23 protein-coding genes are annotated in these 24471 nt (G+C 54.2%); 12 read left to right on the forward strand and 11 right to left on the reverse strand.

All coding sequences use genetic code 11. The annotated features are described in order from the left end of the window. Position 1: 1 nt before the first annotated feature. The 5 genes from gudP to syd form a co-directional block, all read right to left on the reverse strand. On the reverse strand, positions 2 to 1354 hold the full coding sequence (gene gudP, locus CKO_RS17740; protein WP_012134898.1) for a galactarate/glucarate/glycerate transporter GudP: 1353 nt from the start codon (positions 1352 to 1354) through the stop codon (positions 2 to 4). A 455-nt stretch (positions 1355 to 1809) separates the two neighbouring features. After that, positions 1810 to 2259 carry a flavodoxin gene (locus CKO_RS17745; RefSeq protein ID WP_012134900.1) on the reverse strand — a complete coding sequence of 150 codons (450 nt, stop codon included), beginning with the start codon at positions 2257 to 2259 and terminating at the stop codon, positions 1810 to 1812. 18 nt (positions 2260 to 2277) lie between these two features. Continuing rightward, complete coding sequence (truC, locus tag CKO_RS17750) at positions 2278 to 3060, reverse strand: tRNA pseudouridine(65) synthase TruC (RefSeq protein WP_012134901.1); 783 nt, start codon at positions 3058 to 3060, stop codon at positions 2278 to 2280. Further along, on the reverse strand, positions 3060 to 3389 hold the full coding sequence (locus CKO_RS17755; protein ID WP_012134902.1) for a YqcC family protein: 330 nt from the start codon (positions 3387 to 3389) through the stop codon (positions 3060 to 3062). Before CKO_RS17755 ends, truC begins: the two co-directional genes overlap by 1 nt. A 634-nt stretch (positions 3390 to 4023) precedes the next feature. Beyond that, positions 4024 to 4569 carry a SecY-interacting protein gene (gene syd, locus CKO_RS17760; protein ID WP_012134903.1) on the reverse strand — a complete coding sequence of 182 codons (546 nt, stop codon included), beginning with the start codon at positions 4567 to 4569 and terminating at the stop codon, positions 4024 to 4026. 68 nt (positions 4570 to 4637) lie between these two features. Between syd and queF the strand changes: the two genes are divergently transcribed. The 5 genes from queF to xni all read left to right on the forward strand — a co-directional run bounded on the left by queF (position 4638) and on the right by xni (position 11173). Next, positions 4638 to 5486, forward strand: coding sequence for an NADPH-dependent 7-cyano-7-deazaguanine reductase QueF (gene queF, locus CKO_RS17765; protein WP_012134904.1), 849 nt, complete (start codon positions 4638 to 4640; stop codon positions 5484 to 5486). A gap of 114 nt (positions 5487 to 5600) precedes the next feature. Beyond that, complete coding sequence (gene ppnN, locus CKO_RS17770; protein ID WP_024130903.1) at positions 5601 to 6965, forward strand: nucleotide 5'-monophosphate nucleosidase PpnN; 1365 nt, start codon at positions 5601 to 5603, stop codon at positions 6963 to 6965. A gap of 564 nt (positions 6966 to 7529) precedes the next feature. After that, entirely contained in the window at positions 7530 to 8819 is a 1290-nt protein-coding gene (sdaC, locus tag CKO_RS17775) for an HAAAP family serine/threonine permease SdaC (RefSeq protein WP_012134907.1), read from the forward strand. 60 nt (positions 8820 to 8879) lie between these two features. Further along, a complete protein-coding gene (sdaB, locus tag CKO_RS17780; RefSeq protein WP_012134908.1) occupies positions 8880 to 10247 on the forward strand; it encodes an L-serine ammonia-lyase II in 1368 nt (455 codons plus the stop codon). 170 nt (positions 10248 to 10417) lie between these two features. After that, positions 10418 to 11173, forward strand: coding sequence for a flap endonuclease Xni (gene xni, locus CKO_RS17785; RefSeq protein WP_012134910.1), 756 nt, complete (start codon positions 10418 to 10420; stop codon positions 11171 to 11173). A gap of 80 nt (positions 11174 to 11253) precedes the next feature. Here xni and fucO read toward each other — a convergent pair whose 3' ends face one another. Both fucO and fucA read right to left on the reverse strand, forming a co-directional pair. After that, complete coding sequence (gene fucO, locus CKO_RS17790) at positions 11254 to 12402, reverse strand: lactaldehyde reductase (RefSeq protein WP_012134911.1); 1149 nt, start codon at positions 12400 to 12402, stop codon at positions 11254 to 11256. A gap of 25 nt (positions 12403 to 12427) precedes the next feature. Beyond that, complete coding sequence (gene fucA / locus CKO_RS17795) at positions 12428 to 13075, reverse strand: L-fuculose-phosphate aldolase (protein ID WP_012134912.1); 648 nt, start codon at positions 13073 to 13075, stop codon at positions 12428 to 12430. 555 nt (positions 13076 to 13630) lie between these two features. Between fucA and fucP the strand changes: the two genes are divergently transcribed. The 5 genes from fucP (at position 13631) to fucR (ending at position 19475) form a co-directional block, all read left to right on the forward strand. Continuing rightward, positions 13631 to 14941, forward strand: a complete 1311-nt coding sequence (gene fucP, locus CKO_RS17800) for an L-fucose:H+ symporter permease (RefSeq protein ID WP_012134914.1) — start codon at positions 13631 to 13633, stop codon at positions 14939 to 14941. 31 nt (positions 14942 to 14972) lie between these two features. After that, entirely contained in the window at positions 14973 to 16748 is a 1776-nt protein-coding gene (fucI, locus tag CKO_RS17805; protein ID WP_012134915.1) for an L-fucose isomerase, read from the forward strand. 103 nt (positions 16749 to 16851) lie between these two features. Beyond that, the gene (fucK, locus tag CKO_RS17810; protein WP_012134918.1) at positions 16852 to 18270 is read left to right on the forward strand and encodes an L-fuculokinase; all 1419 of its coding nucleotides are present in this window, start codon (positions 16852 to 16854) and stop codon (positions 18268 to 18270) included. Between the two features lies 1 nt (position 18271). Continuing rightward, on the forward strand, positions 18272 to 18694 hold the full coding sequence (gene fucU / locus CKO_RS17815) for an L-fucose mutarotase (protein ID WP_012134919.1): 423 nt from the start codon (positions 18272 to 18274) through the stop codon (positions 18692 to 18694). 58 nt (positions 18695 to 18752) lie between these two features. Beyond that, positions 18753 to 19475, forward strand: a complete 723-nt coding sequence (gene fucR / locus CKO_RS17820; protein WP_012134922.1) for an L-fucose operon activator — start codon at positions 18753 to 18755, stop codon at positions 19473 to 19475. An 82-nt stretch (positions 19476 to 19557) separates the two neighbouring features. Here fucR and rlmM read toward each other — a convergent pair whose 3' ends face one another. From rlmM to CKO_RS17840, 4 genes are all read right to left on the reverse strand, one after another. Further along, complete coding sequence (gene rlmM / locus CKO_RS17825) at positions 19558 to 20658, reverse strand: 23S rRNA (cytidine(2498)-2'-O)-methyltransferase RlmM (RefSeq protein WP_012134923.1); 1101 nt, start codon at positions 20656 to 20658, stop codon at positions 19558 to 19560. Further along, entirely contained in the window at positions 20651 to 21046 is a 396-nt protein-coding gene (locus CKO_RS17830; RefSeq protein WP_012134924.1) for a DUF423 domain-containing protein, read from the reverse strand. The genes rlmM and CKO_RS17830 overlap by 8 nt, the downstream gene beginning before the upstream one ends. An 18-nt stretch (positions 21047 to 21064) precedes the next feature. Continuing rightward, the gene (gene gcvA, locus CKO_RS17835; RefSeq protein WP_012134925.1) at positions 21065 to 21982 is read right to left on the reverse strand and encodes a glycine cleavage system transcriptional regulator GcvA; all 918 of its coding nucleotides are present in this window, start codon (positions 21980 to 21982) and stop codon (positions 21065 to 21067) included. Positions 21983 to 22331: 349 nt separating this feature from the next. Next, positions 22332 to 22559, reverse strand: a complete 228-nt coding sequence (locus CKO_RS17840; RefSeq protein ID WP_024130904.1) for a YgdI/YgdR family lipoprotein — start codon at positions 22557 to 22559, stop codon at positions 22332 to 22334. A 198-nt stretch (positions 22560 to 22757) separates the two neighbouring features. Between CKO_RS17840 and csdA the strand changes: the two genes are divergently transcribed. Together csdA and csdE are read left to right on the forward strand one after the other, a co-directional pair. Beyond that, positions 22758 to 23963: a cysteine desulfurase CsdA gene (csdA, locus tag CKO_RS17845; protein WP_012134927.1), complete on the forward strand. Its 1206-nt coding sequence runs from the start codon at positions 22758 to 22760 to the stop codon at positions 23961 to 23963. Further along, positions 23963 to 24409 carry a cysteine desulfurase sulfur acceptor subunit CsdE gene (gene csdE / locus CKO_RS17850; RefSeq protein ID WP_012134928.1) on the forward strand — a complete coding sequence of 149 codons (447 nt, stop codon included), beginning with the start codon at positions 23963 to 23965 and terminating at the stop codon, positions 24407 to 24409. Before csdA ends, csdE begins: the two co-directional genes overlap by 1 nt. Positions 24410 to 24471: the final 62 nt, after the last annotated feature.

Here is a 24471-nt window from a genome sequence, read left to right on the forward strand (position 1 = left end):
TTTATTGTCCTGCTACAGGTTTCAGTTCGATGCGTTTAATATCCCCGACCAGCACGAGGTAACTCAGTACCGCCACCAGCGCATGGACGCCAACGTAAATCAGCGCGCCATTGAACGAGCCGGTCGTGCCGACGATGTAGCCAATCGCAATTGGCGTTACGATGCCGGAAATATTGCCAAACATGTTGAATAAGCCGCCGCTCAAGCCGCTGATCTCTTTCGGCGCGGTGTCCGCCATGACTGCCCAGCCCAGCGCGCCAATGCCTTTACCGAAGAAGGCCAGCGCCATGAAGCCGATAATCATCCATTCGACGTTGACGTAATTACAGAACACCATCACCATCGACAGCAGCATCCCCATCACGATCGGCGTCTTACGGGCGATGTTCAGCGAGCCGGTACGACGCATCAGCCAGTCGGAAATAATGCCGCCCAGCACGCCGCCCACGAAGCCGCAAATAGCCGGGACGGAAGCGACGAACCCCGCTTTCAGAATCGACATGCCACGCGCCTGCACCAGATAAACCGGGAACCAGGTGATAAAGAAATAGGTCAACGCATTAATGCAGTACTGGCCGATATAGACGCCGATCATCATGCGGGAACCCAGCAGCTGTTTGATTTGGCCCCATTTCACGCTAAACGGGACTTTCACCTTCGTATCTTTCTGATCCATATTGATCAGCGCGCCGCCTTCAGCAATGTACTCCAGCTCTTTTTTGTTAACGCCGGGATGCTGGTTTGGTTCATGGATCACTTTCAGCCAGATAAAGCTGATCACGATCCCCAGACCGCCCATAAAGAAGAATACATGCGACCAACCCACTTCATGGGTCAGCCAGCCCATGATTGGCGCAAAGATAACGGTGGCAAAGTATTGCGCGGAGTTGAAAATCGCCACCGCCGTTCCCCTCTCCTGCGCCGGGAACCAGGCCGCGACGATTCGGCTGTTGCCGGGGAAAGATGGCGCTTCGGCTAACCCGACCAGGAATCGCAGGGTAAACAGCGCCACGATGATGCCAAAACCGCTGAAGATATCCACAAAGCCCTGTAACAGGGTAAACATGGACCAGATAAAGATGGACCAGAAGTAGACACGTTTAGAACCAAAACGGTCGAGCAGCCAACCGCCGGGGATTTGCCCGATCACGTAGGCCCATGAGAAAGCGGAGAACACGTACCCCATGCCTACCGGGTCGAGACCAATATCTTTGGCCATTTCCGATCCGGCAATGGACAATGTGGCGCGGTCGCCATAGTTGAAGGATGTGACGATAAACAGCATCACCACTATCCAGTAGCGGGCATTGGTGCGTTTTTCCGCGCCGCTCACCGCGTGACTTAATGAACTCATTGTTGCACTCCTGAATTTTCGCGTTATCTACGCTCACTCTGAACTGCACAACCGGTAGGGAATCAGAGATGACGTTTCGTGTTTTTTGCAGCTTTTTATGAGGTCGTTTGCCTTGTGTACTGCATTTTTAATAACTGGCACGAGAAGTATAAAAAGCACACCTCGCACTCTCACCGTGCAACAACACAGTATTTCGGCAGCGTATCACGTATGTTTGTGGCAAAAGCCCAGGGCAATGGAAGCCACTTCACGGAAATGAAAAACGAAGAGGTAAACGGACAGGGTGCGAGAAGCAAAAGAAGAGGAGTGTGAAACGGGTCGCTTGACCCTATGAAAATGCCTCTGAAAACCCTTTCGTATGAAAGGGTTTTAGGGCAAATGCCTGATGGCGCTACGCTTATCAGGCCAACAGACTGCGCATGTAGACCGGACGTCGCCATCCGGCTGGGTTTTGCTCAGGAGAGCAATGTTCCCCAGTTTTCGACCCAGGGGTTGGATTCGCTCTCCGGCTCCGGGTGTTCGCTGGCGTCAATCAACAGCATCTCCCCAACACGCTGCGCGCTTTGCTCCTGCAACAGCGCATCGAACTGTTTGCCGCCATTGCAAAAATTAACGTAGCTGCTGTCGCCCAGCGCAATCACGCCGTAACGCAGATTTGGCTGAAAACCGAGATTGTCCTTTATTCCCTGGAACAGCGGCACAATGCTGTCCGGGAGATCGCCCTGCCCCGTCGTCGATGTCACAACCAGCACAACTTTATCCAGATACGGCTGCCAGTCGCTCAGTTGCGGATCTTCAAAGACGGTTGCTTTATGCCCCTGCGCGGTAAGGATCGCCTCGGCCTCTTCGGCAACCAACAGCGAGTTTCCATACATGGTGCCGACAAAAATACCAATTTCCGCCATTAACGTTTTCTCCCTGATTTAAGCCTGATTATTTTCATCCTGCCGGGACAACGCATTAAACTCAACCCTTTCATTCTCAGGGAGAAGTCCGCGCCAGCCAAACTGTGATAACGCCTGCATCCAGACGTCGTCCAGACCGGCGCGCAGGATCAGCGGTTCACCGGTAAAGGGGTGGGTAAGCGTCAGTTGACTGGCGTGCAGCATTAAGCGCTGGCAACCAAAATGCTCTGCGGCGCTGCGATTCTGACGTAAATCGCCGTGTTTGCTGTCGCCGATAATCGGATGGCGTAAATGCGCCAGATGACGTCTGAGCTGGTGTTTACGGCCCGTTTTCGGCTCCAGTTCCACCAGGCCGTAGCGGGTTGTCGGATAACGCCCGGTCGCCACCGGCATTTCGACCGTCGCCAGCCCCCGGTAATGGGTCACGGCAGGTTGCGGGCCTTTATCTTCGCGGGCAAATTTATCGGCAATCTTATCCAGTTCTTCCACCAGCGGATAATCCAGAACGGCCTCATCCATTAACCAGCCGCGCACAATCGCATGGTAGCGTTTCTGAATCTGATGCTGCTCAAACTGCTGCGCCAGCAGGCGCCCCGCTTCGCTGGAAAGCCCCATCAGCAGGACACCGGAAGTCGGCCTGTCGAGCCGGTGGGCAGTAAAGACGTGCTGACCAATCTGGTCGCGTACGGTTTGCATCACCACGACTTTTTCGTCGCGATCCAACCAGCTGCGGTGAACCAGCCAGCCAGACGGTTTATTCACCGCCACCAGCCATTCATCCTGATAGAGGATTTCCAGCATCAGACGTTATCGCTCATAAACAGCGCGTCCAGATCCTGCAATGTCGTCAGGATCACCTCGCGTTGAGGATGATCGGCCGTCAGCGCCATTTCATAATACGGCGCGACAGCAAAGGCTTGCGGAAGCGGCTGCGCGTTATCAAGCAACGCGTGCATACGGGGGATCAGCACCCATTGCAGCCATTCAAGCGGTTCCATCGTATCCATACAAAAAGGTTGCGTGCTGGTAAACAGGTGGGCCTGCGGCTCGTCCATCCGCCAGTGATGATGTTCACGCAGCAGGGCTTCCAGCGCGTGGAGTTGCTGGCGCACACGGTCATGAGTCGTCATGAAATTAACCTCAGTGATGAAAAACTGGCGCGAAGAATAGCATCAGTGAAGACGAAATAAAAAAAAGGGAGCACTGTAAAAACAGTGCTCCCGGTTCGTTTCGCAGCATTCCGGCTACTTTTGGTGCTCCCTGCTCATCCGTGACAACTTTTCCTGTGGTCTTGCGACCTGCTCATCCTGAACAATTTGCATCCTGCTCACATCACCCCGATGTGAATCGACTTCATCCTGAAGTATCCTGGCCATCCTGACCCACCGAACATCCTGCCCGGCTCTCGTTCTCCGTCCTGGAGGTGTCCCTTAACGCATCCGGCGTTTTCCACTTTGCTTCATCCTGAAGCCTGTCCTTGTAACACCATCCTGGCGTGTCCTGCTGAAGCGCCATCATCCTGACGTTCGCTTCGTTGTGCGACTCCTTGTCGACAGGTATAGAATCGCCTGTTTCGCCTTGTCTTACAAGACACTTACAGACAATGCCTTAAGGATATTTTCATATGAAAGGCAGGATTGTTAACTCAACTCATTAATATTAAAGGAATTATAGTTAACACCATGGAATAAGTATTCGCTTATTATCTGGCGATCTCTCACAGGGTATGTAAGAGATCTCTCACACGGTGTCTGGCAAAGTGGATTACAGAAGCGGCTTAAGCTGAGTCAGGAATTCCGCAAGAGAGGCGGCCAGAACGGTACGATTGCGCGTTCCCAGCGTCTCTTTGCAAACTTCCCCAGAGAGATTACACACCGAAATGACCTCAAGTTCATTTTCCAGCGTGGCGATAAAAAGCGTAGGCGGTAACTTGAGACGCTTCTGCGTGACCAGATGGCCGATCAGGTTTTCCTGAACGCGTCTGAAGTCATCTGCGCTCCATGTTTGCAGCAGCGTCAGCTTTTCATCCGCGAACTGCGCGTACATATCCCCGGCAAATTGCGTGGTGTAAAAAGCATGGACCGCAGATTGTATCACAATATCAAATGCGCTTTCAACCGCGTTTACATTCGCCTCGCCTTCAAACGGCTGCGGCTGCCAGTAAACGGCATCGCTGGTCGAAGAGATAATGCACGGGGAAGGCACGCCATACAGCTCTTCGCTGAGCGGCCAGCTGTTGTGTTTCTCATGCCATGCGTCGCAATAACGCGTCGTAAATGCCGTCAGGGCTTGCGATGTCAGTTCGTCCACCGATTTCTCTCTTCATAAAAGCCAGGATACACTTGACGCATAGTGTATCTGGTTTATGACGGTGAAACATGTCTTCTTATGAAAACCATCAGGCGCTTGATGGCCTGACTCTCGGAAAATCAACGGATTACCGGGATAATTATGACGCCAGCCTGCTACAGGGCGTTCCGCGCAGCCTGAATCGCGATCCGCTGGATTTAAAAGCGGACAATCTGCCTTTTCACGGCGCCGATATCTGGACGCTGTATGAACTGTCATGGCTGAACGCGAAAGGCGTGCCGCAGGTCGCCGTTGGTCATGTGGAACTGGACTACACCAGCGTCAATTTGATTGAGTCGAAAAGTTTTAAGCTGTACCTGAACAGCTTTAACCAGACCCGTTTTGACTCCTGGGACGCCGTGCGCCAGACGCTGGAAAACGACCTGCGCGCCTGTGCGCAAGGCGAAGTCAGCGTCGCGCTGTACCGTCTTGATGAGCTGGAAGGGCAACCTGCCGCCCATTTTCACGGCACCTGCATTGATGACCAGGATATCACCATCGATAACTATCAGTTCAGCACCGACTACCTGGAGAATGCCGCCAGCGGCGAAAAAGTCGTGGAAGAGACGCTGGTCAGCCATCTGCTGAAGTCAAACTGCCTGATCACCCACCAGCCGGACTGGGGCTCCATACAAATTTGTTATCGCGGGCGCAAAATTGACCGCGAGAAGCTGCTGCGTTATCTGGTCTCGTTCCGTCATCACAACGAGTTCCACGAGCAGTGCGTAGAGCGCATTTTTAACGACCTTCTGCGTTTCTGCCAGCCGGAAAAACTGAGCGTGTACGCGCGCTATACGCGTCGTGGCGGTCTGGATATCAACCCGTGGCGCAGCAACACCGATTTTGTGCCTGCGACGGGCAGACTGGTGCGTCAGTAATCTTTTTTTCTCAATTTTGCGCGCCTGATTCCGCGCGCAAGGTTGTGAAAGGTCATAAGCCAGCGCTATTGTAATCAACAGGGAATGACGTCTTGCGTCCCATAAGGAGTTTACTTGATTACACATATTAGCCCGCTTGGCTCAATGGACATGTTGTCGCAGCTGGAAGTCGATATGCTTAAACGCACGGCCAGCAGCGACTTGTATCAACTGTTTCGTAACTGTTCGCTTGCCGTACTGAACTCCGGCAGTCTGACTGATAACAGCAAGGAATTGCTGTCTCGTTTTGAAAGTTTCGACATCAACGTGCTGCGTCGTGAACGCGGCGTGAAGCTCGAACTGATTAACCCGCCTGAAGACGCCTTTGTGGACGGACGCATCATCCGCGCCTTGCAGGCTAACCTGTTCGCCGTGTTGCGCGACATCCTGTTCGTCAACGGTCAGATTCACAATGCAGGCCGTTTCCAGCATCTGGATCTCGAAAGCTCGGTGCATATTACCAACCTGGTGTTCTCGATTCTGCGCAACGCCCGGGCGCTGCACGTCGGCGAAGCGCCAAACATGGTCGTCTGCTGGGGCGGTCACTCCATTAACGAAAACGAATATCTCTATGCCCGCCGCGTCGGCACCCAGCTGGGTCTGCGTGAGCTGAACATTTGCACCGGCTGCGGGCCAGGGGCAATGGAAGCGCCAATGAAAGGCGCAGCGGTAGGCCACGCGCAGCAGCGTTACAAAGACAGCCGCTTTATCGGTATGACGGAACCTTCCATCATCGCGGCAGAACCGCCTAACCCGCTGGTCAATGAGTTGATCATCATGCCGGATATCGAAAAACGCCTCGAAGCCTTCGTGCGTATCGCCCACGGCATCATCATCTTCCCGGGCGGCGTCGGTACGGCGGAAGAACTTCTCTATCTGCTGGGGATCCTGATGAACCCGGCGAATAAAGATCAGGTGCTGCCGCTGATCCTCACCGGGCCGAAAGAGAGTGCGGATTACTTCCGCGTGCTGGACGAATTTATCGTGCATACGCTGGGAGAAGACGCCCGCCGTTACTACCGCGTCATCATTGATGACGCCACGGAAGTGGCGCGGCTGATGAAAAAAGCGATGCCGCTGGTGAAAGAGAATCGCCGCGACACTGGCGACGCTTACAGCTTCAACTGGTCGATTCGCATCGCGCCGGACCTGCAAATTCCGTTCGAACCGTCGCATGAGAATATGGCGAATCTGCAACTTTACCCCGATCAACCGGTTGAAATTCTGGCGGCGGATCTGCGGCGCGCCTTCTCCGGCATCGTTGCGGGTAACGTCAAGGAGGTTGGCATCCGTGCGATTGAGGAGTTCGGGCCTTATAAAATCCACGGCGACCGCGAGATGATGCGTCGCATGGACGACCTGCTCCAGGGCTTTGTCGCGCAGCATCGTATGAAACTGCCCGGCTCGGCTTACATTCCCTGCTACGAAATCTGCGCATAACGCGCAGCGCCCGGTGGAGCACATCCGCCGGGTCAGACGATCGTCCGCTTTCTCAGACCGGGTCTGGTGTTTTCACCGCCCGGTTTTTTCATTGATACCAGTCACATAGTGAAGCTAAGTTTATAAATGCCGCTTATATTTCAAAATAAAAGCATTAATGCGCAAACGTTTACCTTACAATACCAATAGTAATTTATCAGCCGTAATTCTTATTAGTCGCGACAATCCTCCAAAAACATTGTTTTTTATAGCCAAACCTCCGTATATTGCGCCCCGATCTTTTAGGGCATATGTCGTTAATGGTAGCCTTCGCGCCCGTAAATTCGCTTTGACGTTTTTTTAACAGATTAATGGTCCAAATTTATCCACATAACAGGTGGATTATTGCATTTGGGATCGCGATCACTGATACATTCATAAGTTAAATGTATCTTTCCGCCCGCAAATTATTACGGCGAAAAATTATATAAAAATCGTCATTAAACGAATTTCATTTTACGGTCAGGTCTTTTTTCATTGGATTAGACCACAAACCTGACTTTTAGCTTCCTCCAGGAGAAACAGATGGAAACCACTCAAACCAGCACTATTGCTTCGATTGATTCTCGAAGCGGATGGCGCAAGACGGACACCATGTGGATGCTGGGCCTTTACGGCACGGCAATCGGCGCGGGCGTACTGTTCCTGCCAATTAACGCAGGCGTCGGCGGTATGATCCCGCTGATCATCATGGCGATTATCGCTTTCCCGATGACCTTCTTCGCACACCGTGGCCTGACTCGCTTCGTGCTGTCCGGTAAAAACCCTGGCGAAGACATCACTGAAGTGGTTGAAGAGCACTTCGGTATTGGCGCGGGTAAACTGATCACCCTGCTCTACTTCTTCGCGATTTACCCGATTCTGCTGGTTTACAGTGTGGCGATTACCAACACCGTGGAAAGCTTCATGACCCACCAGTTGACCATCACCCCGCCGCCGCGCGCGATTCTGTCTCTGATCCTGATTGTCGGCATGATGACCATCGTGCGCTTCGGTGAGCAGATGATCGTTAAAGCGATGAGTATTCTGGTATTCCCGTTTGTTGCGGCCCTGATGCTGCTGGCCCTGTACCTGATCCCTCAGTGGAGCGGCGCAGCGCTGGAAACGCTCTCCTTTGATTCCGCTGCCTCTACCGGCAATGGTCTGTGGATGACGCTGTGGCTGGCAATTCCGGTAATGGTGTTCTCTTTCAACCACTCTCCGATCATCTCCTCCTTCGCGGTCGCGAAGCGTGAAGAGTACGGCGATGCGGCTGAGAAGAAATGCTCTAAGATCCTGGCATTCGCTCACATCATGATGGTGCTGACCGTTATGTTCTTCGTCTTCAGTTGCGTACTGAGCCTGACGCCAGCGGACCTGGCGGCGGCGAAAGAGCAGAACATCTCTATTCTGTCTTACCTGGCGAACCACTTTAACGCGCCAGTTATCGCCTGGATGGCGCCGATCATCGCGATTATCGCCATCACGAAATCCTTCCTCGGCCACTACCTGGGCGCTCGTGAAGGTTTCAACGGAATGGTTATCAAGTCTCTGCGCGGCAAAGGCAAATCCATCGAAATCAACAAGCTGAACAAAATCACTGCGCTGTTCATGCTGGTTACGACCTGGATTGTCGCCACGCTGAACCCAAGCATCCTGGGAATGATTGAAACCCTGGGCGGCCCAATCATCGCGATGATTCTGTTCCTGATGCCGATGTATGCCATCCAGAAAGTCCCGGCAATGCGTAAGTACAGCGGCCACATCAGCAACGTATTCGTTGTTGTTATGGGTCTGATCGCTATCTCCGCTATTTTCTACTCCCTGTTCAGCTAAGTTTTGTAGCGCCGCTTTCGGGCGGCGCTTCCTCCCTGAGATTTAAGCAATGGATGCCCTATGATTAGCGTATTCGATATTTTCAAAATCGGCATTGGCCCTTCCAGCTCTCACACCGTCGGGCCAATGAAAGCAGGCAAACAATTCACGGATGATCTGATTGCCCGCAATATCCTGACCGATGTCACCCGCGTCGTGGTGGATGTCTATGGTTCACTGTCGCTGACCGGTAAAGGTCACCACACTGACATTGCCATTATTATGGGTCTGGCGGGAAATCTGCCGGATACCGTCGACATCGACGCCATTCCGTTCTTTATTCAGGACGTGAACACCCACGGACGTTTACTGCTGGCGAATGGTCAGCATGAAGTGGAGTTTCCGGTCGATAAGTGCATGAATTTCCATGCCGACAACCTGTCTCTGCATGAAAACGGGATGCGTATTAGCGCGCTGGCGGGCGATAAGGTCCTCTACAGCCAAACTTACTACTCCATTGGCGGTGGTTTCATCGTTGATGAAGAACATTTCGGTTTGTCGAACAGTGCGCCGGTCAACGTGCCGTATCCGTACAAATCCGCTGCCGATCTGCAAAAACACTGCCAGGAAACCGGTCTGTCGCTTTCCGGCCTGATGATGCAAAACGAGCTGGCGCTACACAGCAAAGAAGAGCTGGAACAGCACTTTGCCAACGTCTGGGAAGTGATGCGCGGCGGTATTGAACGCGGCATCACGACGGAAGGCGTACTGCCGGGGAAACTGCGCGTTCCACGTCGTGCCGCGGCGCTGCGTCGTATGCTGGTCAGCCAGGATAAAACCACGACCGACCCGATGGCGGTTGTCGACTGGATCAACATGTTCGCGCTGGCGGTCAACGAAGAGAACGCGGCGGGCGGGCGTGTCGTGACTGCGCCAACCAACGGCGCATGCGGCATCGTCCCGGCGGTACTGGCGTACTACGACAAGTTTATCCGCGAAGTTAACGCCAACTCACTGGCTCGCTACATGCTGGTGGCCAGCGCGATCGGCTCTCTGTACAAGATGAACGCCTCCATTTCCGGTGCGGAAGTGGGCTGTCAGGGTGAGGTCGGCGTGGCCTGCTCTATGGCGGCGGCGGGTCTGGCAGAGCTGCTGGGCGGCAGTCCGACACAGGTGTGCATCGCTGCGGAAATCGGCATGGAGCACAACTTGGGTCTGACCTGCGATCCGGTTGCGGGCCAGGTACAGGTGCCGTGCATTGAGCGTAACGCGATTGCCTCCGTGAAAGCGGTCAACGCCGCGCGTATGGCGCTGCGTCGTACCAGCGAGCCGCGCGTGTGCCTCGATAAAGTTATTGAGACCATGTACGAAACCGGTAAAGACATGAACGCCAAGTACCGTGAAACCTCCCGCGGCGGCCTGGCGATGAAGATTGTCGCCTGCGATTAAGTCCTACCACGTTTCAGGATCTGTAGGCCGGATAAGGCGCTCGCCGCCATCCGGCATTTATTGCCTGATGGCGCTTCGCTTATCAGGCCTACGGATCGCGCTATTTCGCAACACTCGCCTCCTGTCGCCCTGGATGTTACCCTGTCCCCAAATTTGTCAGGGAGAATACCGTGGCCGTCCATCTGCTTATCGTCGATGCACTGAATTTAATTCGCCGTATTCATGCGGTTCAAGGATCGCCCTGCGCGGAGACCTGCCTGCATGCGCTTGAGCAGTTGATTGTACACAGTCAGCCGACACACGCCGTCGCCGTATTTGACGATGACGCGCGCAACAGCGGCTGGCGTCATCAGCGTCTCCCGGACTACAAAGCCGGTCGTCCTCCCATGCCTGACGAGTTGCACAATGAAATGCCCGCAATACGCGCCGCCTTCGAACAGCGCGGCGTGCAATGCTGGGTTTCCAGCGGCAATGAGGCGGATGATTTAGCCGCCACGCTGGCGGTCAAGGTCACACAGGCCGGGCATCAGGCCACTATCGTTTCTACCGACAAAGGCTACTGTCAGTTGCTCTCCCCGACGCTGCGTATCCGCGATTATTTCCAGAAACGCTGGCTGGATGCGCCATTCATTGAGAAAGAGTTCGGCGTCCTCCCCCAACAGTTGCCGGACTACTGGGGGCTGGCGGGGATTAGCAGTTCAAAAGTCCCCGGCGTGGCGGGCATTGGCCCCAAAAGCGCGACTCAATTGTTGGTTCAGTTTCAGACTCTGGAAGGGATTTATGCGCACCTCGACGAGGTAGCGGAAAAGTGGTGCAAGAAGCTTGAAGCGCATAAAGAGATGGCATTTTTGTGCCGCGATATCGCGCGCCTGCAAACGGATCTCCATATCGACGGGAACTTACAGCAGCTACGGCTGACGCGGTAGCTGTGTTGCCGGGTGGCGCTGCGCTTATCCGGCCTACATTTCGTGCAATCCTGTAGGCCGGATAAGGCCATCTGGCAAAATTACCAGGCGGTATGGTACAACTCGACGATATCGGCAATACTCGCTTCACGCGGATTACCACCGGTGCAAACATCGTCAAATGCCGCCTGCGCCAGCGCCGGAATATCCTCTTTACGCACGCCGACATCGCGTAAATGCAACGGAATACCGACGTCCCGGTTGAGGGTAAATACCGCTTCCACGGCGGCATTACGCGCCTCGCTCAAACTTATCCCTTCGACCTTCTCGCCCATCGCACGCGCGATATCACGGAACTTCTCACCGGTATATTCCGCGTTGTAGCGCATGATATGCGGCAGAAGAATCGCATTAGCAACGCCGTGCGGAGTGTTATAAAACGCGCCCAGCGGATGCGCCATCCCGTGCACCAGCCCAAGCCCCACGTTGGAAAAGCCCATCCCGGCAACGTACTGCCCCAGCGCCATCGCTTCGCCCGCTTCACGCTCGCCCGCAACCGAACCACGCAATGCCCCGGCGATGATCTCAATGGCCTTAATATGCAGCGCATCCGTCAACGCCCACGCGGCACGGGTGATGTATCCTTCGATCGCGTGGGTTAACGCATCCACCCCGGTTGCCGCCTTCAGCGCGGGCGGCATGCCGTCCATCATGTCGGCATCAATAAACGCGACCTGCGGGATATCATGCGGATCGACACAAACAAATTTACGCCGCTTTTCTTCATCGGTGATCACATAGTTAATGGTCACTTCCGCTGCGGTTCCCGCAGTGGTCGGGATCGCCATCACCGGCACGCTCGGATAACGGGTCAGCGACAGACCTTCCAGACTGCGCACGTCAGCAAACTCAGGGTTATTGCTGATAATGCCGATCGCCTTACAGGTATCCTGCGGGGAGCCGCCGCCGATGGCAATCAGGTAGTCTGCCCCGCTTTGTTGAAATACGTTCAGCCCCTCTTTCACCACGCCGATGGTTGGATTTGGGATCACGCCATCGTAGATCGCCCATGCCAGCCCTGCGGCATCCATCTTATCCGTGACGTTTCTGACCACACCGCACTGCACCAGCGTTTTGTCACTGACAATTAGCGCCTTGCGATAGCCCCGGCGTTGAACCTCATCGGTTAACGCCGCCACCGCCCCCCGGCCAAACCATGCCGTTTCGTTCAGGATCATTCTGTTCGCCATAGCCCGTCTCCTTCGCTGTGCGAAATTACTCTTCGATACGTAATCCGTAGGTTTTGAATTTTTCCAGCACAATGGCGATAGCCTCATCATCCAGTACAGGCACCGGATCGGTAATCGCCAGCGTACTGAGGTACAGCTGCGCCAGCACTTCCACTTCATGCGCCAGCCACAGCGCTTTTTCCAGGTTCTCTTCGCAGGCGATCAACCCATGATGCTGTAGCAGGGTCGCTTTGCGATTTTTGAGCGCAACGGCAACGTATTCAGAAAGTTCACGCGTGCCGAACGTGGCGTAAGGCGCACACGGAATGGAGTTCCCCCCCGCCGCCGCAATCATGTAATGAATGGCTGGAATAGGACGATTGAGGATCGACACCGCCGTGCAGTGAACGGCATGGTTATGGACGACAGCGTTAGCATCCGGGCGCGTCTGGTAGGCCGCCATATGGAAACGCCACTCGCTGGAAGGCAATTTTCCCTGCTCATGCTGACCCTCTGCATCAATAAAGACGATATGTGATTCGGTGAGTTTGTCATACGGAATGCCCGTTGGCGTGATCAGCATCCCGCCCTGATAACGCACGCTCACATTGCCTGCGGTCCCCTGGTTCAGCCCCAGCCGGGTCATCTCCAGGCAGGTGTCGATAATCTGGCGGGCCAGTGTGTTTCGTTCCATTAGTTACCTCTCTCAGTCATTCAAAACGCGACAACAGAACAGCACGTTGCTCTGCTGAATTAATTGAACATTTGGTAACCATCATCATATTGAATAGCGATAAAGGAATTTACATGACTTTATTTTGTGATACGCATCAATTAATCACGTCAGTTAAATACCGTTTTCGCCGGATTCACTCTCGCCAAAATGACCGCTCTTAATATTATTTATCCAAACGGGCATTTTCATAATATTTGTAACAAATGCCCGTTTTCGCAGTAATAAATTAAATCGGTCATCAACGCTGTGGGTTTTTAATTTTATTTACTCAAACGGGCATCATTTTTCAGAAATTAAAGTGATGATAATCACATAAAGCCCCCCTCCAGGTGCTAAATGTGACCACCATCATATTAAACAGCGTTTTTTATTTGAAAATGAATTCATGAGTTCACCATCAACAGCCAATTTTCTCTGGCAGATAACAGGAACTCGCCTGGTTTGTCGATCTGGTGAGAAACACCGGTCGTACTTCTAAAATGTTGAACACGCTTCTGAGCCAATGAGGATGCTATGGGAAACACAACAATACAGACGCAGAGTTTTCGTGCGGTGGATACAGGGCAAAGCAAACGCTATATCATTCCGTTCGCTTTACTCTGCTCACTGTTTTTCCTTTGGGCGGTTGCCAATAACCTGAATGACATTTTATTACCACAATTTCAGCAAGCCTTTACGTTAACTAATTTTCAGGCAGGTTTGATTCAGTCTGCTTTTTATTTCGGCTATTTTGTTATTCCCATCCCCGCGGGTATTTTGATGAAAAAGCTGAGTTATAAAGCGGGGATAATTACCGGACTATTCTTATATGCTTTTGGCGCGGCATTATTCTGGCCAGCTGCTGAAGTGATGAATTACACCTTGTTTTTGATTGGTCTTTTTATTATTGCCGCAGGACTTGGTTGTCTTGAAACCGCCGCGAACCCTTTTGTTACGGTATTAGGGCCAGAAAGCGGTGGCCATTTCCGTCTCAATCTGGCGCAAACATTTAACTCTTTCGGCGCTATTATCGCCGTGGTGTTCGGGCAAAGTCTTATTTTGTCTAACGTTCCACATCAATCTCAGGACGTGCTCGATAAAATGACGCCTGAGCAATTGAGTACATATAAACACAGCCTGGTTTTATCGGTACAGACGCCTTATATGATCATCGTGGCTATCGTTTTATTGGTTGCCCTGCTGATCATGCTGACCAAATTCCCGGCGCTACAGAGCGACGATCACAGTGACGCCCAACAAAGTTCATTCACCGCTTCGCTTGCCCGCCTGGTGCGTATTCGCCACTGGCGCTGGGCGGTGCTGGCGCAGTTCTGCTACGTCGGTGCGCAAACCGCCTGCTGGAGCTACCTGATCCGTTACGCTATCGAAGAGATCCCCGGCATGACGCCTGGCTTTGCCGCCAACTACCTGACCGGCACGATGGTGTGCTTCTTTATTGGCCGCTTCTCCGGCACCTGGCTTATCAGCCGCTTTGCGCCGCATAAAGTGCTGGCTGCCTATGCCCTGCTCTCCATGATCCTGTGCCTAGTTTCAGCCTTTAGCGGCGGCCATATCGGTCTGCTGGCCCTGACGCTGTGCAGCGCATTTATGTCGATTCAGTACCCCACTATCTTCTCGCTGGGTATTAAAAATCTGGGACAGGACACCAAATACGGCTCGTCGTTCATCGTCATGACCATCATTGGCGGCGGCATCGTCACGCCGGTCATGGGTTTTGTCAGCGATGCGGCTGGCAACATCCCAACGGCTGAGCTGGTCCCGGCGCTCTGCTTTGCCGTCATCTTCATCTTTGCCCGTTTCCGTTCACAAGCGGCAACTAACTGAATATTTTTCCGAATAACGTGAGGAACCTGTAATGAAAAAAATCAGCTTACCGAAAATTGGCATTCGCCCGGTTATTGATGGACGTCGCATGGGGGTACGCGAGTCGCTGGAAGAACAGACCATGAATATGGCGAAAGCCACCGCTGCGCTTATCACCGAAAAACTCCGCCATGCCTGCGGCGCGCAGATTGAATGTGTGATTGCGGATACCTGCATTGCCGGAATGGCGGAATCCGCCGCCTGTGAAGAGAAATTCAGCAGCCAGAATGTTGGCGTAACCATTACCGTGACGCCGTGCTGGTGCTACGGCAGCGAAACCATCGATATGGACCCAATGCGCCCGAAAGCCATCTGGGGCTTCAACGGTACGGAACGTCCCGGCGCCGTTTATCTGGCCGCCGCGTTGGCCGCGCACAGCCAGAAAGGCATTCCGGCATTCTCTATTTATGGTCATGACGTACAGGATGCCGACGACACCTCGATCCCTGCCGACGTTGAAGAAAAACTGTTGCGCTTTGCGCGCGCTGGTCTGGCGGTCGCCAGCATGAAAGGCAAAAGCTACCTCTCTGTGGGCGGCGTCTCAATGGGGATTGCCGGTTCCATCGTCGATCACAACTTCTTTGAGTCCTGGCTGGGGATGAAAGTGCAGGCGGTGGACATGACCGAGCTGCGCCGTCGCATCGACCAGAAAATCTATGACGAAGCCGAGCTGGAGATGGCGCTGGCGTGGGCGGATAAAAACTTCCGCTATGGCGAGGATCAGAACGCGCAGCAGTACAAACGTAATGAAGAACAAAGCCGCGCGGTGCTGAAAGAGAGTCTGCTGATGGCGATGTGCATTCGCGACATGATGCAGGGCAACAACAAGCTGGCGGAAAAAGGGCTGGTCGAAGAGTCGCTGGGTTATAACGCTATTGCGGCAGGCTTCCAGGGCCAGCGCCACTGGACCGATCAATACCCGAACGGCGACACCGCCGAAGCGCTGCTGAACAGCTCCTTTGACTGGAACGGCGTGCGCGAACCGTTTGTCGTCGCTACCGAAAACGACAGCCTCAACGGCGTAGCGATGCTGCTGGGCCACCAGCTCACCGGAACCGCGCAGGTCTTTGCCGACGTGCGAACCTACTGGTCGCCGGAAGCGGTAGAGCGCGTCACAGGCCAGCCGCTCACCGGCCTTGCGGAGCACGGCATCATTCACCTGATCAACTCCGGCTCTGCGGCGCTGGACGGCTCCTGCAAACAGCGCGATAGCGAAGGCAAACCGACCATGAAGCCGCACTGGGAAATCAGCCAACAGGAAGCGGACGCCTGCCTGGCCGCTACCGAATGGTGCCCGGCGATCCACGAATACTTCCGTGGCGGCGGCTACTCCTCTCGCTTCCTGACCGAAGGCGGCGTGCCGTTCACCATGACCCGCGTGAACATCATCAAGGGTCTGGGGCCGGTACTGCAAATCGCTGAAGGCTGGAGCGTGGAACTGCCGAAAGAGATGCACGATCAGCTCGACGCCCGCACCAACTCGACCTGGCCGACCACCTGGTTTGCGCCGCGTCTTACCGGTAAAGGCCCGTTCACCGACGTTTACTCGGTGATGGCGAACTGGGGCGCTAACCACGGCGTACTGACCATCGGCCACGTCGGCGCTGACTTCATCACGCTCGCCGCCATGCTGCGTATTCCGGTCTGCATGCACAACGTGGACGATGCGAAAATCTACCGTCCTTCCGCCTGGGCTGCGCACGGTATGGATATTGAAGGCCAGGATTATCGCGCCTGCCAGAACTACGGGCCGCTGTACAAACGTTAATGCGTCACTTCTTTGCCCGGTGGCGTAAGCTTACCGGGCCTACAATTTCGCATTTTGTAGGCCGGATCAGCGAAGCGCCATCCGGCAACGTTTCGGAGCTACTATGAAACAAGACGTCATTCTGGTTCTCGACTGCGGCGCCACCAACGTACGGGCAATGGCCGTTGACCGTCAGGGAAACATTGTCGCCCGCGCATCAACAGCGAATGCCAGCGACATCGCCACGGAAAATAGCGCCTGGCATCAGTGGTCGCTGGCGGCCATTCTGCAACGCTTCGCGGACTGCTGTCAGCAACTGAAGACGGAACTGGCGGCCTGCCGGGTTCGCGGCATCACCGTCACGACGTTCGGCGTAGACGGTGCGCTGGTCGATGAACACGGTCAGTTGCTCTATCCGGTGATCAGCTGGAAATGCCCCCGCACCCTTGCCGTCATGGAAAACATCGGCCGCTTTATGCCGCCGCAGCAGTTGCAGGCGATCTCCGGCGTCGGCGCATTCGCCTTTAATACGCTGCATAAACTGGTGTGGCTGAAAGAGAACCACCCGCAGTTGCTCGAACAGGCGCACGCCTGGCTGTTTATTTCATCACTGATCAACCACCGTTTAACCGGTGAATTCACCACCGATATCACCATGGCGGGCACCAGCCAGATGCTGGATATCCACCAGCGGGATTTCAGCCCGGAGATTTTACAGGCCACGGGTTTACCCCGCCGTCTGTTTCCACGGTTAGTTGAAGCAGGCGAACGGATTGGCACGCTGCAAAACGACGCCGCAAACCTGCTTGGGCTTGAGGCGGGTATTCCGGTGATCTCCGCCGGGCATGACACGCAGTTTGCCCTCTTTGGCGCCGGCGCAGAACAGGATGAACCGGTACTCTCGTCCGGTACGTGGGAAATCCTGATGGTACGCAGCGCGCAGGTGAACACGCCGCTGCTCAGCCATTACGCCGGTTCCACCTGTGAACTGGACAGCCAGGCCGGACTTTATAACCCAGGCATGCAGTGGCTGGCTTCCGGCGTGCTCGAATGGGTGCGCAAACTGCTCTGGACGCCAGAAACGCCGTGGCAGACGCTGATTGACGAGGCGCACGCCATTCCGCCGGGAGCTGAAGGCGTGAAGATGCAGTGCGATCTCCTCACCTGTCAAAACGCGGGCTGGCAGGGGGTGACGCTGAACACAACGCGTGGTCATTTTTACCGCGCCGCGCTGGAAGGGCTAACGGCGCAACTGCAACGTAATCTGCAAACGCTGGAAAAGATTGGTCACTTCCAGGCAACTGAGCTTCTGCTGGTTGGCGGCGGAAGCCGCAACGCACTGTGGAATCAAATCAAAGCCAATCTGCTTGATATACCGATTAAGGTGCTGGATGACGCGGAAACCACCGTCGCCGGGGCCGCCATGTTCGGCTGGTATGGCGTAGGCGAATTTGCCAGCCCGGAACAGGCCCGAGCCCAGGTGCGCTATCAGTACCGCTATTTCTGGCCGCAAACTGAACCCGAATTTATTGAGGGAGTGTGAGATGCTAAAAACTATTTCGCCATTAATATCCCCTGAGTTACTGAAAGTGCTGGCTGAAATGGGGCACGGGGATGAGATTATTTTTTCCGATGCCCACTTTCCCGCGCACAGCATGGGACCGCAGGTTATTCGCGCAGATGGTCTGAAAGTCAGCGATCTGCTCCGGGCGATTATCCCGCTGTTTGAACTGGACAGCTACGCGCCGCCGCTGGTGATGATGGCCGCCGTGGAGGGCGATTCGCTCGACCCGACGGTTGAAGCGCGTTATCGCGATGCGCTCTCATTACAGACGCCGTGCCCGGAGATTGTCCGCATCGACCGCTATGCGTTTTATGAGCGGGCGCAAAAAGCCTTTGCGATCGTTATCACAGGAGAGTGCGCGAAGTACGGGAATATTCTTTTAAAAAAAGGGGTAACGCCGTAATCTCTTGCCGGTGCGCCCGCATGATGCGGGCGTTCATCGAATGATGGGGTGAGAAAAGATGAAAGCGGCACGCCAACAAGCGATAGTAGACCTGCTGATCAACCATAAAAGTCTGACCACCGAGGCGCTGTCAGTACAGCTTAACGTCAGCAAAGAGACTATTCGCCGCGATCTCAGCGAGCTACAGGCGCAGGGAAAAGTGCTGCGCAATCACGGGCGCGCCAAGTATATTCACCGGGAAAACCAGGACAGCGGCGACCCGTTCCACATCCGGCTGAAAAGCCACTATGCGCATAAGGCGGATATCGCCAGGGAGGCGCTGGCATGGATAGAACCGGGCATGGTGATCGCTCTGGACGCCAGCTCAACCTGCTGGTATCTGGCCCGCCAGTTGCCGGACATTGATATTCACGTCTTTACCAACAGTCACCCGATTTGCCAGGAGCTGGGCAAACGCGAGCATATTCAGCTCATCAGTTCCGGCGGCCAGCTTGAGCGTAAATATGGCTGCTACGTCAATCCGTCGCTTATTTCTCAGCTTAAGCCGCTCGACATTGACCTGTTTATTTTTTCCTGCGAAGGGATTGACCGCGGCGGCGCGCTCTGGGACTCAAATACGATCAACGCGGATTTCAAATCCACGCTGCTTAAGCGCGCATCGCAGTCTTTATTGTTGATCGACAAGAGTAAGCTCAACCGCTCGGGAGAGGCCTGCATCGGGCATCTGGATGATGTGACGCACATCATTTCCGATGAGCGCCAGGGGGTGATTCATGCCTGATAGCGTTGCCGCTTATCAGGCCAACAAATACCCGGCGCAGGCCGGATAAGGCATTTACGCCGCTATCCGGCAATCCATCGTATTACCGCTCGTCGCGACGCCCGCCCACGGCGGCCCACAGCCGACGGACATGCACGGTCACTTCTTCACGATCGTGATACAGCTGTCGCGCCTGAATTTGCGCGTTAATGCCGTGTTCATCAAGCTGCGCCTGAATATACGCCAGGTTCTGCGACACCTCTTCATAGCGTTTTTTCATCGGCAGCTTGAGATTGAAGATCGTCTCGCGACACCAGCCGTTTACTAACCACTGCGCCATCAGCGCGGCAACCTTAGCAGGCTTTTCCACCATGTCGCACACCATCCACGAGATGTTATTGCGATTCGGACGGTATCTGAATCCATCTTCGCGCAGCCAGGTCACCTGCCCGGTATCCATCAGGCTCTGCGCCATTGGGCCGTTATCGACAGAGTAAACCCACATGTTGCGCTTCACTAACTGGTAGGTCCAACCGCCAGGGCAGGCGCCTAAATCCACGGCATACATCCCGTTCGCCAGACGTTCATCCCACTCATCGGCCGGAATAAAAACATGCAGCGCTTCTTCCAGCTTCAGCGTCGAACGGCTTGGCGCATCGGCCGGGAATTTCAGCCGCGGAATCCCCATATAGAACGGCGAGTTGTTGTCAGGATACGAATACCCGGTATAACAGCAGCCCGGCGCGATGAAGAAAACATGTACCACCGGACGCTTTGGCGTTTCATAGTTTGTCAGTATCCCCGCGTCGCGCAGCGCGGCACGCAGCGGCACCGTAAATTTACGGCAAAACTTCATCAACTCTTTGCTTTCATTGGTGTCTGCGACTTCAACACGCAGCTCGCCGCCTTTTTCCACAACGCCCTGTAGCATCCCGACAATCGGCGTAATGCGATCGTCCGGCGGCAGGTCGCGCAGCAGCTCGCCGACGACGAACATCTGACGCGCAAAAATGAGCGAGGAAAAAGGCAACTCTTTTACTATTTTTTCAGCATCGTCCGGCTGATAGCACTCAAAGACGACGTATCCGGCATTGTCTTTAACACGAGCGAAGCCAAAGATTTCCCGACGCGCCGCCTTATCCGTTATTTCAGCAGCGCACTCCTTTTCAAAACCAGGGCGACACAACAATACAACCTTATTCATGACCAACGCCCTTACGTTTCAAACGGATGGCGCCAATTAACATCAGCACCCAGCCTGCCAGGAAACTCACGCCGCCGACAGGAGTAACAAACGCCCACAGGCGTAAATGAGACAGCGCCAGGCAATACAGGCTGCCGCTAAACAGCACCGTACCTAACGCCAGAAAAACGCTGCTCCAGTAAAACCAGATGCTAATGCGTCGCTGCATCGCAACCGCCAGGCCAAAAATGGCCAGCGTATGAAACGCCTGATATTGCAGGCCGGTCTGGACCCAGCCCATTTCAACCACACCAAGAGTTTTGCTCAGGACATGCGCCCCAAAGGCACCCAGAGCAACATAGATAAAGCCGCTTATCGCGGCAAAAATCAGCATAAAACGGCTGGTCATGGTAGTACCCTAAATAAATTATTGTTCGTAACGAAAGCGGAATTTTTCTTGTTCAGCGGCCGCTTTGGTCAGAATCCACTGACGAAAGGCGGCTATTTTACCCAGTTCTGCCTGACTGTCATGACAAACCAGATAAAAAGCATTTTTACTGACCAGAACGTCGTTAAAGGGACAGACAAGACGCCCGGCTTCAATTTCTGATTGCGCCATGACGTTGTTCGCCAGCGCAACCCCCTGTCCGTGGATGGCAGCCTGTAGCACCATTGCGCTATGGCTGAAAATAGGTCCCTGCTGCACATTAATATGATTCAGCCCCAACTGACGCGTATAGGTCTGCCAGTCTCTTCGCGAAGCATCATGCAGTAATGTATGTTTTGCCAGATCTTCCGGCGTCTTTAACGGCTTATCGCCCGTCAGTAATAACGGTGAACACACCGGCAGTAAATATTCTGCGTACAATTTTTCGACGCGCAAGCCCGGCCAGTTGCCACGCCCATAAAAAATAGCGACGTCGACATCATCAGCCAGCTTATCTTCCTGACGGTCCACGGCCTGAATTCTGACATCGATTCCCGGATAAGTTGAGTTAAAGCTTGAGAGTCGAGGAACCAGCCACTGGATCGCAAAACTGGGCAATAAACTGACCGTAAGCGCGCCTTTTGCACTCCGCGCCTGAAGTTTACGCGTCGCTTCGGTTAATTGCGAAAAAATCTCTTTGATGTCGAGGAAATAGCTCTGCCCCTCTTCCGTTAGCAAAAGCGAACGATTGCGACGACGGAACAGTTTTAGCCCCAAAAAATCCTCAAGTGACTTGATTTGGTGACTTACTGCGGCCTGTGTCACAAAAAGCTCTTCTGCTGCGCGAGTGAAGCTTAAATGCCGCGCTGCGGCATCAAAAACACGTAATGCATTTAAGGGTGGTAATCGTTTTGACATGGCTTTTAGACTTTGATGTTAAATAAATTTAACAATTAGGTAACCTTGTGTAACCTATTAGTTTTTTTAATCTGAGCCATTATAATTTGTCCGTTGAGGTTCTACCAGCAAATACCTATAGTGGCGACACTTCCTGAGCCGGAACGAAAAGTTTTATCGGAATGCGTGTTCTGATGGGCTTTTGGCTTACGGTTGTGATGTTGTGTTGTTGTGTTTGCAATTGGTCTGCGATTCAGACCATGGTAGCGAAGCTACCCTTTTTCACTTCCTGTACATTTACCCTGTCTGTCCATAGTGATTAATGTAGCACCGCCAATTGCGGTGCTTTTTTTTGTCCATGACCGACCGGTTACTGATCCAGTTCGACCATCTCTTTAACGTCAGTACGATTGATCTGCTGTTTGTTGCCGTTAGCGTCTTTATAAGAAATCATGCCGGTTTCATCATCGGTTTTTGGCTTACCGTCTGACACGATAGTACGGCCATCATTTGTGTGCATCACATAATTCGGACCGGAACAGGCGCTCAGGGCAAAAGTCAGCATACATGCAGAGATCATTGCGGCAGTCTTTTTCATTTTCATCTTCTTCTCCTTAAAGCTGTTTATGCTAAATAAAACGGGTTCCGTAACAGGCAAAAACATTCGCCTAACACTATTTAGCATAACCTGCTTCCCTGACTTCACCAGGATAACCAGACAATTCCGATGGTTAGGACAAACCTTGTATCACAGCCCTTTTTGCGCCACGATCGGTATACTGAATTGAGGAATACCATGAACGCTTTCAATCCTGCGCAGTTTCGCGCGCAATTTCCTGCCCTTACCGATGCGGGCGTTTATCTCGACAGCGCCGCGACGGCGCTTAAGCCTCAGGCCGTGATCGACGCTACGCATCAGTTCTACAACCTGAGCGCCGGAAACGTCCATCGCAGCCAGTTCGCCGAGGCACAGCGGCTAACCGCACGCTATGAAGCGGCGCGCGGCAAAGTGGCGCAGTGGCTGAACGCACCTGATGATGCTTCGATTGTCTGGACACGCGGCACCACGGAAGCCATCAATATGGTGGCGCAATGCTATGCCCGCCCGCGCCTGCAACCCGGCGATGAGATAATCGTCAGTGAAGCGGAGCATCACGCGAATCTCGTTCCCTGGCTGATGGTCGCTCAGCAGACGGGCGCAAAAATCGTCAAACTGCCCCTGAATGCCCTTTTCCTCCCCGACGTGGAGCGTCTGCCTGAACTCATCACGCCACGCAGCCGGATTCTGGCCCTAGGACAGATGTCGAACGTCACGGGCGGCTGCCCGGACCTGGCGCGCGCTATCACGCTGGCGCACGCGGCAGGGATGGTGGTGATGGTTGACGGCGCGCAAGGCGCGGTGCATTTCCCCGCCGATGTACAGCAGCTGGATATTGATTTTTATGCTTTCTCCGCCCACAAGCTGTACGGCCCGACGGGCATCGGCGCGCTGTACGGTAAACCGGCCTTACTGGAAGAGATGTCCCCGTGGCTCGGCGGCGGTAAGATGATCGCTGAAGTCAATTTTGAAGGATTCACAACCCAGGCCGTTCCCTGGCGTCTGGAAGCCGGCACGCCAAACGTGGCTGGGGTTATTGGCCTTAGCGCCGCGCTGGAGTGGCTGGCGGAAGTGGATATGGCGCAGGCCGAAAGCTGGAGTCGCGGTCTGGCGACGCTGGCGGAAGACGCGCTGGCGAAGCGTCCGGGTTTCCGCTCTTTCCGTTGCCAGGACTCCAGCCTGCTGGCCTTCGATTTTACCGGCGTTCATCACAGCGATATGGTGACGTTACTGGCCGAATACGGCATCGCCCTGCGCGCCGGGCAGCACTGCGCGCAGCCGCTGCTGGCGGCGCTTGGCGTAACGGGCACCCTGCGCGCCTCTTTTGCGCCGTATAATACAAAGCATGATGTGGATGCGTTGGTCAGCGCCGTTGACCGCGCGCTGGAAATACTGGTGGATTAATGACAAGCCCTCTTTTTGCCGGACACCCGTTTGGCACGACCGTAACGGAAGAGACGTTACGCGCTCTCTTTATCCCGCTCTCGCAGTGGGAGGACAAGTATCGCCAGCTTATTCTGTTGGGTAAGCAACTCCCGGCATTGCCGGATGAGCTAAAAACGCAGGCAAAAGAGATCGCAGGATGTGAGAACCGCGTCTGGCTGGGGCATACCCTGTCAGAGAAGGGAACGCTACACTTTTTCGGTGACAGCGAAGGGCGTATTGTACGTGGTTTGCTGGCGGTTTTACTCACGGCGGTAGAGGGAAAGACCCCGGCGGAACTGCTGGCGCACTCGCCGCAGGGGTTGTTTGATGAGTTAGGCTTAACAACACAACTTAGCGCATCGCGCAGCCAGGGGCTGAATGCGCTGAATAACGCGATTATTGAGGCTGCCCAGCAAGCCGGATGACGACGCTGATGCGTCTTATCCGGCCTACAACACCGCACGAACCGTAGGTCGGATAAGCATAG

It is taken from the genome of Citrobacter koseri ATCC BAA-895 (genome assembly GCF_000018045.1).
GTDB lineage: Bacteria > Pseudomonadota > Gammaproteobacteria > Enterobacterales > Enterobacteriaceae > Citrobacter_B > Citrobacter_B koseri.